The organism is Amycolatopsis sp. FBCC-B4732, from assembly GCF_023008405.1.
Classification (GTDB): domain Bacteria; phylum Actinomycetota; class Actinomycetes; order Mycobacteriales; family Pseudonocardiaceae; genus Amycolatopsis; species Amycolatopsis pretoriensis_A.
In genome coordinates this window covers 8,751,054-8,763,472 of the sequence record NZ_CP095376.1, presented here as the reverse complement: position 1 = coordinate 8,763,472, position 12,419 = coordinate 8,751,054, and the positions used below count along the sequence as shown (strand labels likewise).

12 protein-coding genes are annotated in these 12,419 nt (G+C 70.3%); 8 read left to right on the top strand and 4 right to left on the bottom strand.

The genetic code is table 11. The features are described from left to right. Positions 1 to 68: 68 nt before the first annotated feature. The 3 genes from MUY14_RS39635 to MUY14_RS39625 all read left to right on the top strand — a co-directional run bounded on the left by MUY14_RS39635 (position 69) and on the right by MUY14_RS39625 (position 3,371). A complete protein-coding gene (locus MUY14_RS39635) occupies positions 69 to 671 on the top strand; it encodes a GNAT family N-acetyltransferase (protein WP_247017331.1) in 603 nt (200 codons plus the stop codon). 100 nt (positions 672 to 771) lie between these two features. Then, on the top strand, positions 772 to 2,754 hold the full coding sequence (gene acs / locus MUY14_RS39630; RefSeq protein ID WP_247017329.1) for an acetate--CoA ligase: 1,983 nt from the start codon (positions 772 to 774) through the stop codon (positions 2,752 to 2,754). Positions 2,755 to 2,897: 143 nt separating this feature from the next. Then, entirely contained in the window at positions 2,898 to 3,371 is a 474-nt protein-coding gene (locus MUY14_RS39625) for a DUF6319 family protein (RefSeq protein WP_247017327.1), read from the top strand. A 225-nt stretch (positions 3,372 to 3,596) separates the two neighbouring features. On the opposite strand, the gene MUY14_RS39620 is transcribed toward MUY14_RS39625, so the two are convergent. After that, positions 3,597 to 3,938 carry a cupin domain-containing protein gene (locus MUY14_RS39620; protein ID WP_247017325.1) on the bottom strand — a complete coding sequence of 114 codons (342 nt, stop codon included), beginning with the start codon at positions 3,936 to 3,938 and terminating at the stop codon, positions 3,597 to 3,599. Positions 3,939 to 4,068: 130 nt separating this feature from the next. Here MUY14_RS39620 and MUY14_RS39615 point away from each other — a divergent pair, with 130 nt between their 5' ends. After that, complete coding sequence (locus tag MUY14_RS39615; RefSeq protein ID WP_247017323.1) at positions 4,069 to 4,797, top strand: VIT family protein; 729 nt, start codon at positions 4,069 to 4,071, stop codon at positions 4,795 to 4,797. Here the strand turns inward: MUY14_RS39615 and MUY14_RS39610 are convergent, their stop codons facing one another. Then, positions 4,798 to 6,255, bottom strand: coding sequence for a peptide MFS transporter (locus tag MUY14_RS39610; RefSeq protein ID WP_247017321.1), 1,458 nt, complete (start codon positions 6,253 to 6,255; stop codon positions 4,798 to 4,800). It abuts the gene before it with no gap. 188 nt (positions 6,256 to 6,443) lie between these two features. Here MUY14_RS39610 and nhaA point away from each other — a divergent pair, with 188 nt between their 5' ends. From nhaA to MUY14_RS39595, 3 genes are read left to right on the top strand one after another with little or no spacing between them, the layout of a single operon-like run. Further along, a complete protein-coding gene (nhaA, locus tag MUY14_RS39605; protein WP_247017319.1) occupies positions 6,444 to 7,700 on the top strand; it encodes a Na+/H+ antiporter NhaA in 1,257 nt (418 codons plus the stop codon). Between the two features lie 42 nt (positions 7,701 to 7,742). Continuing rightward, a complete protein-coding gene (locus tag MUY14_RS39600) occupies positions 7,743 to 8,237 on the top strand; it encodes a phage holin family protein (RefSeq protein ID WP_247017317.1) in 495 nt (164 codons plus the stop codon). Positions 8,238 to 8,241: 4 nt separating this feature from the next. Further along, positions 8,242 to 9,165 (top strand): alpha/beta fold hydrolase, encoded by a 924-nt coding sequence (locus MUY14_RS39595; protein ID WP_247017315.1) that lies wholly within the window; start codon positions 8,242 to 8,244, stop codon positions 9,163 to 9,165. Here MUY14_RS39595 and MUY14_RS39590 read toward each other — a convergent pair. Further along, positions 9,152 to 10,240, bottom strand: a complete 1,089-nt coding sequence (locus MUY14_RS39590; protein WP_247017313.1) for an FAD-dependent monooxygenase — start codon at positions 10,238 to 10,240, stop codon at positions 9,152 to 9,154. The two genes, MUY14_RS39595 and MUY14_RS39590, sit on opposite strands and share 14 nt — an antisense overlap. Before the next feature lie 109 nt (positions 10,241 to 10,349). Here MUY14_RS39590 and MUY14_RS39585 point away from each other — a divergent pair, with 109 nt between their 5' ends. Beyond that, the gene (locus MUY14_RS39585) at positions 10,350 to 11,234 is read left to right on the top strand and encodes a TetR/AcrR family transcriptional regulator (RefSeq protein ID WP_247017311.1); all 885 of its coding nucleotides are present in this window, start codon (positions 10,350 to 10,352) and stop codon (positions 11,232 to 11,234) included. On the opposite strand, the gene MUY14_RS39580 is transcribed toward MUY14_RS39585, so the two are convergent. Further along, positions 11,231 to 12,415: a MarP family serine protease gene (locus MUY14_RS39580; RefSeq protein WP_247017310.1), complete on the bottom strand. Its 1,185-nt coding sequence runs from the start codon at positions 12,413 to 12,415 to the stop codon at positions 11,231 to 11,233. The genes MUY14_RS39585 and MUY14_RS39580 overlap by 4 nt on opposite strands. Positions 12,416 to 12,419: the final 4 nt, after the last annotated feature.

Sequence of the window (12,419 nt, the reverse complement as noted above, 5' to 3'; positions counted from 1 at the left end):
AAGTGGCCTGTGAAGATGCTTGAAAATTGGCTATCCGAGACAGCCATTACCGGCCTTACGGTGATCACGTGAGCGACTGGAACACGCAACCGACGCTGGCCGGCGAGCACGTCCGCCTGGAGCCGCTGACGCCCTGGCACGCCGAGGGCCTCCTCGAAGCGGGCACCGACCCGGGCATCTGGGCCTGGCTGAGCATCCGTCAGCCGGGGGATCTTCCGGCGGCCCAGCGGATGGTCGAGCAGGCCCTCGCCGACCCCGCGCGGCGGGCCTTCGCGCAGATCGACGTCACCTCCGGCCGGGTCGCCGGGACGACGTCGTACTACCAGGTCGTCGAGCAGCACCGGATCCTCTCGATCGGGCACACGTGGATCGGCGCGGACTGGCAGCGCACCGGGCTCAACACCGAGTCGAAGCTGCTGCTGCTCCAGCACGCGTTCGAAACCCTTGACGCGCAACGGGTCTCCTGGGAGACCGACATCCGGAACCTGCGCTCGCAACGCGCCATCGAACGGCTCGGCGCGCTTCGCGAAGGCATCCTGCGGGCGCACCGGATCCGGCCGGACGGCTCGTCGCGCGACACCGTCACCTATTCGATGGTGGCGCCGGAATGGCCGGCCGCCAAGGCCCGGCTGAACGAACGCTTAGTCACCGCGGCTCGCCTGCCTCGGTGAAACGGCGGGGCAACGTGGGTGCAACCTTTTACAAGGCGGACTAACGTCGCTAGCGTGCCGCTAGCCGTCGTTTCGGCGCACTACAGGAGGCCTTGCAACCATGACCGAGCAGTCCCCAGCCCTGGACAACCTGCTCACCGAGAGCCGCACCTTCCCGCCCAGCGACGATTTCGCTGCTCAGGCCAATGCGAAGGCCGATCTCTACGCCGAGGCGGACGCCGATCGCGAAGCGTTCTGGGCGAAGCAGGCGGAGCGGCTGACGTGGGACACGAAGTGGACCACGGTACTGGACTGGACCAATGCGCCGTTCGCGAAGTGGTTCGTCGGCGGCAAGCTGAACGTCGCGTACAACTGCGTCGACCGGCACGTCGAGTCCGGGCACGGCGAGCAGGTCGCGATCCACTGGGTCGGCGAGCCGGGTGACACGCGGGACATCACCTACGCCCAGCTGAAGACCGAGGTTTCCAAGGCCGCCAACGCACTCGCGTCGCTGGGCGTGAACGCGGGCGACGTCGTGGCGATCCAGCTGCAGATGGTCCCCGAGGCCATCTTCGCGATGCTCGCGTGCGCGCGGATCGGCGCGCTGCACAACGTCGTCTTCGGCGGCTTCTCGCCGACGGCGCTGCGGGCCCGCGTCGACGACGCCGCCGCGAAGGTCGTGATCACCTCCGACGGCCAGTTCCGCCGCGGCAAGGCCGCGCCGATGAAGGCCAATGTCGACGAAGCGCTCGAAGGCGCCGAAACCGTCGAGAAGGTCATCGTCGTGAAGCGCACCGGCGAGAAGCTCGAGGGCGACGTCCCCTGGACCGACGGCCGCGACCTGTGGTGGCACGAGCTCGTCGACGGACAGTCCGAAGAGCACACTCCCGAGGCGTTCGACAGCGAGCACCCGCTGTTCATCCTCTACACGTCCGGGACGACCGGGAAGCCGAAGGGCATTCTCCACACGTCGGGTGGCTACCTGACGCAGACGGCGTACACGCACCACAACGTCTTCGACCACAAGGCCGGCGAGGACGTCTACTGGTGCACCGCCGACATCGGCTGGATCACCGGCCACAGCTACATCGTCTACGGCCCGCTCGCGAACCGCGTCACGCAGGTCGTCTACGAAGGCACGCCGAACACCCCGCACGAGGGGCGGCACTGGGAGATCGTCCAGAAGTACAAGGTGTCCCTCTACTACACGGCGCCGACGCTGATCCGCACCTTCATGAAGTGGGGCGCGGAAATCCCGGAGAAGTACGACCTTTCGTCGCTGCGCGTGCTGGGTTCGGTCGGCGAGCCGATCAACCCCGAGGCGTGGATCTGGTACCGCGAGAACATCGGCGCGGGCAAGGCGCCGATCGTCGACACGTGGTGGCAGACCGAGACCGGCGCGATCATGATCTCGCCGCTGCCGGGCGTCACGTCCACCAAGCCGGGTTCGGCGCAGAAGGCGCTGCCGGGCGTCTCCGCGAAGGTCGTCGACGACACCGGCACCGAGGTCGGGCACGGCGGCGGCGGGTACCTGGTGCTCGACAAGCCGTGGCCGTCGATGTTGCGCGGGGTCTGGGGCGACGAGGAGCGCTTCCGCGACACGTACTGGTCGCGCTTCAAGGACCAGGGCTTCTACTTCGCCGGCGACGGCGCGAAGTACGACAACGACGGTGACGTCTGGCTGCTGGGCCGCGTCGACGACGTGATGAACGTGTCCGGCCACCGCATCTCGACGACCGAGGTCGAGTCGGCGCTGGTTTCGCACCCGACGGTGGCCGAGGCCGCGGTCGTCGGCGCGACCGACCCGACGACGGGCCAGGGCATCGTGGCGTTCGTGATCCTGCGCGGCAACGCGGTCGACGGCGGCGAGGAGGCCATCCAGGCGCTGCGCAACCACGTCGCGAAGGAGATCGGGCCGATCGCGAAGCCGCGGCAGATCATGGTCGTGCCGGAGCTGCCGAAGACGCGCTCGGGCAAGATCATGCGCCGGCTCCTGCGCGACGTCGCGGAGAACCGGCAGGTCGGCGACGTCACCACGCTGGCCGACTCGTCGGTGATGGACCTGATCTCGTCGGGCCTGAAGTCGGGCAAGTCCGAGGAGTGAGCTAGCGTTCTCCCCGTCAGAGCCCTTCCGGCTTCGCGCCGGGAGGGCTCTGTCATGGAACCCCCGAGCGGCGCGCGTCGAACGCATGTTCTACACTGTGCCGCGAACCACACCCACTTCCCGGGCAAGGAGACGACACGACGATGACCGTGGATGTCCTGACGCACGACGAGGAAACGGCTTCGGCCACCACCGAGGCGCCGGCCGTTGCCACCGACGAGGCGACCGTCACCGAGTCCGCGTCCCCCTCCGCTTCGGAAGGCTCGCCCGAGCCGGCCGAGGAAGAGGCCCCCAAGCCCAAGCGCGGCCGCCCCAAGGGCGCGGCGACGGCGTCGACGGCGAAGAAGACCCGCACGGTCGAACTGATCCTGACGGTCACCGGCACCGCCGACGGCGAGTGGCAGGCCGAGCTGAAGAACGGCTCCAAGTGGGTCGCGAAGGGCCTCGAGATCCCGGCGGCGGCGGTCTCGCGTGCGGCGAAGGAGCTGCACAGCGAACTGTCCGGCCCGATCGACGAGGTGATCAACCAGGCCCGCGAGGCGCAGGCGGCGAAGGTCGCGGCGCTGGAGGCCGAGCTCGAGAAGGCCAAGCAGGCCCTCGCCGAGCTGGACGCCTGAGCTTTTTTCCAGGAGACGCCCGGGTCCGCTTCGCGCGGGGCCGGGCGTTTCCGCTATCCGGCCGCGGCCACCACGGCACGTGGCCGGGCGAGTCGATGGCGAGCGCGGTGATGGTCGCGTCGGAGTGCGCCCGGGCGCGCCGGTAGCGGCCGGTGATCTCCTCGCGTTTTTCGTGCTCACAGGTGCTTGACCAGGCCGAGGAGGGTGGTCCCGGTCGTGCCCGGGTCAGGCGATCGGCGGCCGCTCCGGCAGCGGGGACTTGAACTCCACCCACATCGAATCCGTCAGCGCTTCCACCTGGTGGACGACCCCGCGGGGGTGCACCGCCGAATCGCCTGGTTCCAGCTCTGCCTCCACGCCGTCCACCTCGCCGCGCAGGCGGCCCGACAGGACGTACACGATCGAGTCGTGGTCGTGCGTGTGCGGGGGTGAGGCCACGCCCGCCGGGTAGTGGATCAAGTACGCCAGGCCGCCCGGTGCCGTCTCCAGCAGCCGGAACCGGCCTTCGCCGCCGGTGATCGGGAGGCCCTCCACCGTACGCAGCGGCTGCCAAACCTGCTCGTCCATCCGACCATGATGGCCCAGGATCGCTGAGAGTCCACACAGGACCGACTTAGGCAAGGCACGCGTTAATTAGGCGTACCTGACAAAAAGAACAAGTCTCGCCACGATTCCCCGTTCGTGTTTCACTTGTCCGGTGACCGAAACGATCGACGGCGACGCCGTGGGGCACGCCCACGAACCGCACCAGGGCGTGGGCGGGAAGCTGAACTGGCTGCGGGCCGGGGTTCTCGGGGCGAACGACGGGATCGTGTCCGTCGCCGGGATCGTCGTCGGGGTCGCGGGAGCGACCACGGAAAGCACGGCGATCCTCACCGCCGGAATCGCCGGGCTCGTCGCCGGGGCCTTTTCCATGGCCGGCGGGGAATACGTCTCCGTGAGCACCCAGCGCGACACCGAACAGGCCTTGCTCCGGCTCGAAAAGCAAGAGCTCAAGACGATGCCGGAGGCCGAGGAGCGCGAGCTCGCCGGGATCTACGAGAACAAGGGGCTTTCGCCGGAGCTCGCGAGCCGCGTCGCGCGGGAGCTGACCGAAAAGGACGCGCTGCAGGCGCACGCGGAGGCCGAGCTCGGCATCGACCCCGACAACCTGACCAGTCCGTGGCAGGCCGCGTGGGCCTCGCTCATCGCGTTCTCGGTCGGCGCGCTGCTGCCGATCCTCTCCATCGCCTGGGCCGGCGTCTCGCTGCGGGTGTGGGCGTGCGCGGCCGCGGTCGTCGTCGGCCTCACGCTGACCGGCTGGCTCAGCGCGCGGCTCGGGGACGCCAAGGTGGGGCGCGCGATCCTGCGCAACGTCGGGGTCGGCGCCCTCACCATGGTCGTCACCTACTTCGTCGGGGTGCTCTTCGGGGTCACCGTCGGCTAGCTAGTGGACGCCCTTCATCAGCTTGCGGATGAAGGGGATGGCCAGGAACAGCAGCACGCCGACCCCGATCGCGACGCCGCCGACCGTGCTGAAGTACGGCGCTTCGTCGTCGACCGTGTAGTACTCGGCGAGCTTGCCGGACATCGCCGTGCCCAGGGAGATCGACAGGAAGTTCAGCGCGACCATCTGCGTCCGGAACGCTTCCGGCGCCAGCTTCGTCGACAGCGACAGCCCGACCGGTGACAGGCACAGCTCGGCGATCGTGAAGACGAACAGGATGCCGACCATAGCCAGCAGCGGGCTGGCGTTCTTGCCGCTGCCCACCATCGGCAGGAACAGCAGGAACGCGCACCCCATCAGCACCGTGCCGATCACGAACTTCATCGGCGTCGACGGCTGCCGGTCGCCGAGCTTCGTCCACAGCGCCGCGAGGATCGGCGCGAACACGATGATGAACACCGGGTTGATCGAGTTGACCCAGGACACCGGCATCTCCCAGCCGAACAGGCTCCGGTTCAGCCGCTGGTCGGTGTAGGCCGCGACGACCGTGAACTGCTGCTGGTACAGCGAGAAGAACGCGGCGCTGGCGATGAACATCGGGATGAACGAGAACACCCGGCTGCGCTCGACGCCGCTGATCTTGCGGCTGGTCAGGATGACGAGGAAGTAGATCACCGAGATCACGGCGACCACCCACACGACGACGTCGGCGAGGTTGCCCGGGTTGACCACGCCGGTCGTCACCAGCACGACGATGGCGGCGACCAGCAGCACCGCGGCCGCGATCGCCAGCAGGCGCTGCGACGACGGCAGCGGGTTCGGCACCTCCTTGGCCTTGTCGCCGAGGTTCTTGCGGCCGAGCGTGTACTGGATCAGGCCCAGCGCCATGCCGATCGCGGCCAGGCCGAAGCCGAGGTGGAAGCCGACCGCGGTCTGCGCGAGCCCGGTCAGCAGCGGGCCGACGAAGGCGCCGAGGTTGACGCCCATGTAGAAGATCGTGAAGCCGGCGTCGCGCCGCTCGTCGCCTTCGGCGTAGAGCGTGCCGACGATCGCCGTCGCGTTGGACTTCAGCCCGCCACTGCCGATCGCGACGCACACCAGGCCGACGCCGATCCCGGTCAGCCCCGGCAGCAGCGCCAGGCTGATGTGGCCGACCATGATCAGGACGGCGCTGTAGAACAACGTCCGTTCGGAGCCGAGCAGCCGGTCGGCCACCCACGCGCCGACGACCGCCGACAGGTAGACCAGGCCGCCGTACGCGCCGACGATGCCGAGCGCGGACTCCTGCGCCAGGCCGAGACCGCCCTGGTCGGCCTGGTAGTAGAGGTAGATGGGGAGGATGCCGAGCATCCCGTAGAAGGAGAAGCGCTCCCACATCTCGACGCCGAAGAGGTTCGCCAGCCCTCGTGGGTGCCCGAAGAACCTCGTGTCCTGCTGGACCTCGGTGGAGGTGCTCACAACTCTGTCTTCCTTTGTCTCGGACTTCGTTGTCGCTTGGCATGCTATGAGGACACCGTGTGACCCACCACCGCCACCCCGTGTGGCGGTGGCCATAACGATCCGTGACAAAAAGAATTAAAATACCGTCAAGGTGCGCCGGGAAGTCTGGTCGGCAACAGTGATCAGCGACCCCAGGAGCCGCCCCGATGACCCGCCCGCTCAGTGACTTCGCCCGCTACCTGCGCACCGAGACGACCGGCGGCCTGATCCTGCTCGGCGCGACCGCGGTCGCCCTGCTCTGGGCCAACTCGCCGCTGCGGGACAGCTACCACGCCCTGCGCGAGTTCCGGGTCGGCCCGGAGTTCCTGCACCTGAACCTGACGCTCGGGGACTGGGCCAAGGACGGCTTCCTCGCCCTGTTCTTCTTCGTCGCCGGGCTGGAGCTCAAGCGCGAGCTCGTCATCGGCGAGCTGTCCCGGTTCAAGCAGGCGATCCTGCCGGTCGTGGCCGCGATCGGTGGCATGGTCGTGCCCGCGCTCGTCGCGCTGGCCGTCGGCTGGGGGACGCCGGGCATCGAACGCGCCTGGGCCATCCCGGTGGCCACGGACATCGCGTTCGCGCTCGGCGTGCTCGCCCTGACCGCGTCGAACCTGCCCTCGAGCGCGCGGGTCTTCCTGCTGTCGCTGGCCGTGGTGGACGACCTCGGCGCGATCCTCGTCATCGCCCTGCTGTTCACGACCGGCTTCGACCTGGTCGCCATGGCTGTCGCCGTCGTGGCGCTCGCGCTCTACGCGTTCCTGCAGCACAAGCGGGTCCGGACGCCGTGGATCTACGTGCCGCTGGCGCTGCTCACCTGGGTCGCGGTGCACTCGGCGGGCATCCACGCGACGATCGCCGGCGTCGCGCTCGGCCTGCTCACCCGCGTCCGCGCCGACGAAGGCGAGGCCGAGGCGCCGGCACTGCGGCTCGAGCACCGGCTCCAGCCGTGGTCGGCGGCGGTGGCCGTGCCGGTGTTCGCGTTGTTCGCGGCCGGCATCTCGGTCAACGGCGACTCGCTGGGCGCGGTGTTCACGACGGCGTTGCCGCTCGCCGTCCTCGTCGGCCTGGTCGTCGGCAAGTTCGTCGGCATCCTGGGCGCCAGCTTGCTCGCCGTGAAGCTGGGCGCGGCGGAGAAACCGCGCGGGATGAGCTGGCGCGACCTCGCCGCGTTGTCCGTGCTCGGCGGGGTCGGGTTCACGGTCAGCCTGCTGATCGCGGAGCTGGCGTTGCCCGAGGAGACGAGCGAGCTGGCGAAGGCCGCGGTGTTGATCGCGTCCGCCGTGGCGTCCCTGCTGGCAGCGGCCCTGCTACTCCGCCGTAGCAAAGTGCACGCCCGAATCTCCGACACCGAATCTTCCGGGGCCGAGCCCCGGTCCCCGGCCGGGGACGAGCCCCCTGGACCCCCAAAACCCGACACGGTGTGACGCCGCCGCGCCCGGTTTCCGGACACATGGCACGATGACCCGGTGAGCAGCCCCAAGCACGAACGCACCGGCCCCGACGGCGTGGGGGCCGTGCCTTACCTCCCGCTGTCCTCCGCGAACGACGTCCCCGGCGACCAGTCGCTCGGCCGGCTGGTCGGCGACGCGACCCAGCACATCTCGACCCTGGTCAGGGCCGAGATGGAGCTCGCGAAGTCCGAACTGGTCGGCGAGGTGAAGAAGGGCCTCAAGGGGGCCGTCTACTTCCTGATCGCGCTGACGGTCTTCCTGTACAGCACGTTCTTCCTGTTCTTCTTCGCCGCCGAAGGCCTGGCCGAATGGGTGCGCTACCGCTGGATCGCGTTCGGCATCGTGTTCTTCCTGATGGTGCTGGTCGCGGCCGGAGCCGGCTTCCTCGGTTACCGCAAGGTGAAGAAGTTCAAGGCTCCCGAGCGGACCATCGCCAGCGTCAAGGAGACCGCCGCCGCGCTCAAGCCGCAGCGCGCGCCCGAAGACGACTTGACGACCACCCGCGACTGAGGCGTTGCCTGCTTCCCCCGACCCGTCGAGTGTCCGGCTCGACGGCCCGTGGGCCCACCGCGACGTCTCCGCGAACGGCATCCGGCTGCACGTCGCCGAGCTCGGCGACGGGCCCGTCGTCGTGCTGCTCCACGGGTTCGCCGAGTTCTGGTGGACCTGGCACCACCAGCTGCGGGCGCTCGCCGACGCCGGGTTCCGGGCGGTCGCCGTCGACCTCCGCGGTTACGGCGACTCGGACAAGCCACCCCGCGGCTACGACGCCTGGACGCTTGCCGGCGACGTCGGCGGGCTGATCAAGTCGCTCGGGGCGCGCCGCGCGCACCTCGTCGGGCACGCGTGGGGCGGCCTGCTCGCCTGGACGGTCGCGGCGCTCCACCCGCGGCTGGTGTCCTCGGTGACGGCGATCGGCGCCGCCCACCCGCTCGCGTTGCGCTCGTCGGTCCGCCCGTGGCGCGGCCAAGGACGCGCGGCCGGGCACCTCTTCCGCTTCCAGGTTCCCGTGGCGCCGGAGAAGTGGCTCGTGAAGGACGACGCCCAAGCCGTCGAAGACCTCTTCGGCGGCTGGGCCGGCCAGGACTGGCGGTCCACTTCGGACTTCGCCGACAGCGTGGGCGCGTTCCGGCGGGCGATGCTCGTGCCCGGCGTCGCGCACAGCGCGCTCGAGTACTACCGGTGGGCGTTCCGGGCGCAGTTCCGCGGCGAAGGCCGCCGGTTCACCGACGCCGTCGGCGCCCGGATCGCGGCGCCGACGTTGCAGCTGCACGGCGCCGACGACACCTGCATCCTGCCCGAGACGGCGACGTCGTCGGTGCGCTGGGCGGGCCCGCACGCCGAGCCGGAGCTCTGGCCGGGCGTCGGGCACTTCCCCCACCTCGAAGTCCCGGACCGCACGTCGGCGGCGCTCGTGGACTTCCTCAAACGAGACTGATCGCGTTCTTCGCCCGGTCGACCGACTCCTCCGAAGGACCGCCCTCCGGGTTCTCCGTCGCCAGCGCCTGGTTGAGCGCGACGAACGGCCGCATCCGCCGCTCGTAGGCCGCGAACGCCTCCTCGTGGCCGGCCCGGCCCAGTTCCTGCGCGAGGACGTAGGCGCCGACGAGCGCAAGGCTCGTCCCCTGCCCGGACAGCGCCGACGCGCAGTAGCCGGCGTCCCCGACGAGCACCACGCGCCCGGCCGACCAGCGGTCGAGGTGGATCTGGGCCATCGCGTCGAAGTAGAAGACGTCGGCGCCGGCCATGGCTTCCAGCAGCTTCGGCACCTCCCAGCCGACGCCGCCGAGCCGTTCGGCGATCAGCCGCTTCTGCTCCGGGACGGTCAGCCGGGGCAGCGGCTCCGAGCCGAACCCGAGCGTCACGCGCAGCTCGGTGTTGTCCCGCACGGGGTACGCGACGCCGCCGGTGTGCTCGTGGCGGAACCAGACCTGCCAGTCCTCGAGCCCGAGGAAGTTGGGCGCCGGGAAGATCGCCAGGTACTGCCCGAGGTGACGGGCGAACCGCTCCTCCGGCCCGAAGGCGAGCCGCCGCACGGCCGAGTGCAGGCCGTCGGCGCCGACGACGAGGTCGAACGTCCGGAAGCCGCCGTGTTCGAACTCGACGCGCACGCCGTGCGCCTCCTCGGTCAGCGCCGTGATCGAGTCGCCGAAGACGTACTCGACGTCGGCCGCCTCCTGCAGGATCGCGACGACGTCGTCGCGCAGCACCTCGAAGTCGGCGTTGTCGAGCCGTCCGCTGCTGTAGGTGAACTCCTCGGACCGGAACAGCTCCCGGCCCTCGCCGTCCACCACGGTCATCCCCCGCATCCGGGTGCGCAGCGCGCGCATCCGGTCGCCGAGGCCCATCTCGTCGACGACGTCGAGCGCGACACCGCGCACGTCGATCGCCTGGCCGCCGGTGCGCGGGCCGGGTGCGCGCTCGAGGACGGTCACCGCCCAGCCGTCGCGGGCCAGGAACCAGGCCAGGGTGCCGCCGGCGACGCCGGCGCCGGAGATCAGGACGTTCCGCATGTTCCCTCCAGGGTCGTACACTTGTGCGTCCCACAGTGGGGTTCACGCAGGTGTACGGCCAAATCTGTGCTAGCACAGACAGCCCGCTGTACTAGGTCAGGAGGCAGCGGTGAAGTACGTGGCCATCGCCGAGGAACTGCGCGGCCGGATCACCCGCGGCGAGCTTCCGCCGGGCGCGCGGGTGCCTTCGACGCGGCGGCTCGCGACCGAGCACGGCGTCGCGATGGCGACCGCGGCCAAGGCGCTGGCCCTGCTGGGTCAGGAAGGGCTGGTGCGCGCGGAGCCGCGGTCCGGCACGGTCGTCGCGGGCCGGGAACGCCGGTCCGGTGGCCACCGGCCCCTGACCCGGGACCGGATCGTGCGGACCGCCATCGCCGTCGCCGACGCGGAAGGCCTGGCCGCGCTCTCGATGCGCGGGATCGCGGCCCGCCTCGGCGTCGCGGCCATGGCGCCCTACCGGTACGTCACCGGCAAGGAGGAGCTGGTGCTGCTGATGGCCGACGCCGCCTACGGCGAACGCGGCTACCCCGCCGACCCGGTGGGCGATTGGCGGGAGCGCCTGACGTTGAGCGGCCGCACGCTCTGGTCGCTCTACCGACGGCACCCGTGGCTGGCCCAGCTGGCCCCGCTCACCCGGCCGCTGCCGCTGCGCAACCTCGGCATGCACGGCGAATGGGCGCTGGCGGCGCTGGCCGAGCTCGGCGTCGACGCGGCGACGCTCTGCGACCTGCACGTGCTGTTCTTCACCCACGTCCAGGGCCTCGCGATCCACCTCGAACGCGAGCAGCACGCGCTGGCCGCGTCCGGGCTGTCCGAGGAGCAGTGGATGGACCGCCAGGCGCCGCTGATGGGGACCATGACCAGCGGCCGTCCGGTGTTCACGAAGATGCTCCGCGAGCTCGGCGAGACCGGGTACGACCTCGTGCTCGACGACATCTTCGAGTCGGGCATGCGGGCGCTCCTGGACGGCCTCGCCCTGCGGTACGGCCGTTAGGCGGCGCAGGACCCGGTCGAGACGTTCGACGTCTGCGACGGTGCCGCGTCGACCTCGGCGCGGACCTGCTCGGCGGTCAGCGTGAAGCCCGTTTCCGGGGCCTCCACCGCCGCGCCGAAGACGACGCCGATGACCTTGCCGTCCGGCGTCACCATCGGGCCGCCCGAGTTGCCGCTGCGGATCTCCGCGCGGACCGTGAAAACGTCCCGCTGGACGGTGTTGGCCTCGTAGATGTCCGGGCCGCGCAGGTTGATCCGGCCGCGCACGCGGGCGGGCGTCGCCCGGTACGGGCCGTCGAGCGGGTAGCCGAGCACGATCGCGCTGTCACTCGCCCGCGCCGTCTCCGCGGCGAACTGCAGCGGCTCGGCGCGCAGCCGCGGCACGGCCAGCACCGCGATGTCGACCTCGGGGTCGAAGTAGACGACGCGCGCCGGGTAGTCGCCCTGGGTCGTCTCGATGCCGACGGTGTCGGTGCCGGCCACGACGTGGGCGTTCGTCATCACCCGCTGCGGCGCGATCACGAACCCGCTGCCTTCGAGCGACCGCGAGCACGAGCTGGCGCTGCCGCGGATCTTGACCACGCTGCCGTGCAGCTGCTGGACGGTGGCGCTGCTCTGCAGCGCGGGGTCCGGCGGCGAGGTGTCCGCCGTCGGCGCCTTCTCGAACGGATCCATGATGGACGGGAAGCCGGACGCGTCGAGCAGCTTGCGCAGCTGGCTCGGGAAGCCCTGGGCGGCGGCCGGCATGGTGTCGTTGACCTTGCCGAGCACGACCGAGCCGTTGATGGCCTTGGCCAGCCCCGGCAGGCCGGACACGGTCGTCAGCGGCGTCGCGATCAGCCACGCCACCACGAAGACGACCAGTGCCTGCACGATCGCGCCGAGCGTCTTGTCGACGCCGGAGAGCTTGTCCGGCCGGATCTTCTGCCGGAGCTTGCGGCCGACGTAGACGCCGATCGCCTCGCCGAAGGCGACGAGGAAGACGACGGTCGCGACCGCGAAGGCGACCTTCCACACCGGGTCGTCGAAGAACGAGACCACCACCGGCGCCAGCTTGATGCCGACGACCGCACCGAGCACGACGCCGACCAGCGACGGCAGCGCGATGAGCACGCCCTGGTACGCGCCGGACACCGCCGCCAGCAACGCGAGCAGCAGCACCAGCACATCGACCCAGTTCACGACG